Here is a 1604-nt window from a genome sequence, read left to right as displayed (position 1 = left end):
ATTTTTTTACTTCGCAACAAAAAGAAGACTTGCTTAATAACGGTCAATTATCTATCAATAAAAACTCTCTAGATAAAAACAAAATATTGAAAGATATTACAGAACAATACGCTGAAATGATGGCAGTTAATGTGTTCTCTAGCCAATCTAAACAGAACAATACCGGTGTTGAATTATCAGAAATTGATTTTATTAAAGATAAAAAAATCAAAAGACAAACAGGAAAAGATACTTGGTTGCATCTTAGCATTGATGCAGATAATATTGAGATAAAAATAGATGGCGCGTCTTCTCCAGATTTACAGTCTATAAATCATTTAATACTTAGGGAGATTTTTGACATTCCTAATGTTTTTATTTCTGTTTCTGAAAGATTAGGAATCAGTCTTTTTCAAAAAGATTTGGACGAAAACATGGCAAATATAATGGATCGTTTAAAGAAAAACAAAGATATTGACCCTTTTAATATGCTGTTTGAACAAAGCTCAAGATACGCTTTGCCGATTAAAGACAATATTGACTTTATGCGAGCAATCGAAAAACACCAAAAAACGAAGTCTGAATTAGAAGTAGATTTATCAACTCATATAGAGAATATGTTCGGAAGTGACGGATATGGCGGAAAACTGAGGCATAATGGCACAGAAATTAGATTTTCGAACAGTAGAAAAGGCGACAATAAAATGGATATTCCATTGCATTTGGCATCTGCCTCAGTTCGTGCTCTGTCTAATTTGTATTTTTTCTTAAAACATAAGGCTAAAATAGGCGATTTAATTATTATTGATGAGCCTGAAAGTCATTTAAGTTTAGCCAAACAAAGATTGTTGGCCAAACTTATTGCCGATTGCATCAATAACGGCTTGAAAATATTACTCACGACACATAGTGATACTTTAGTTCTGGAATTAAACAACCTAATAATGCTTAATAGTGACTTTGAAAACAAAGATGCGTTTATGAAAAAACATACATACACCACAAATCACGTCATCAAACCAGCTAGTGTAAGTGCTTATATTGCTGAAAACGGCGGCGTTAGCGAATGTAATATTGACAAATATGGTATAGAGGTTAACAGTATGGACAATGATATCGAGAAATTAAATACAGTTAGAGATGGGCTAGAGGCGAGAATTTAAATGTTTGATCGTTTTTTTCAGACTAAAAATAGTTCAAATGAAGAAGTGATATTATTTGGTGACAAACAACAAAAGTTCGAAATTATTCTTGGCAATGAACAACAGATTGAATATTTCCAGTTAGATGAAATTATCAAATCTTGTAAAGAAATTAACAGCTTGAAAGCTTGTGATTATGTTTTGGCCGATCATAAGAATAATAGAATATTACTTTGCGAGTTAAAAAACTCTAATGAAGCTAATACCATTAACAAGGCAAAATTGCAGCTCGAACACTCTAAGCACATTGTTAATTTATTTTTGAATGTTTTAGGAAAAAGTGGGTATTTGTATACATTCTTGACTGTTTCCAAAAGATCAATGAATAAAAAGCCAACAAAAAGATATATGTATAAAAAAAATAAGTATAGAGAGACAAGCTCAAAGGCGCTTAGGTTTAATGAATTACAATATGAATAAAAT

The 1604-nt window shown here is 31.0% G+C and carries 2 protein-coding genes; both read left to right on the top strand.

Features of this window, described 5'->3' with window-relative positions; genetic code table 11:
* A partial coding sequence (locus tag PSN35_RS07630; RefSeq protein WP_300031694.1) for an AAA family ATPase occupies positions 1 to 1142 on the top strand: 1142 nt, incomplete at its 5' end.
* Entirely contained in the window at positions 1143 to 1601 is a 459-nt protein-coding gene (locus PSN35_RS07625; protein WP_300031691.1) for a hypothetical protein, read from the top strand.
* The last annotated feature ends 3 nt before the right edge of the window (positions 1602 to 1604 follow it).

This window comes from Candidatus Thioglobus sp. (assembly GCF_028599055.1).
GTDB lineage: Bacteria > Pseudomonadota > Gammaproteobacteria > PS1 > Pseudothioglobaceae > Thioglobus_A.
The sequence above is the reverse complement of the archived record's forward strand: the minus strand, read 5'-3'. Positions and strand labels throughout refer to the sequence as shown.

What these genes read in the sequence shown, in the direction of transcription:
- PSN35_RS07625 (WP_300031691.1), top strand. Translation starts at nt 1,143, where the DNA reads ATGTTTGATCGTTTTTTTCAGACTAAAAATAGTTCAAATGAAGAAGTG.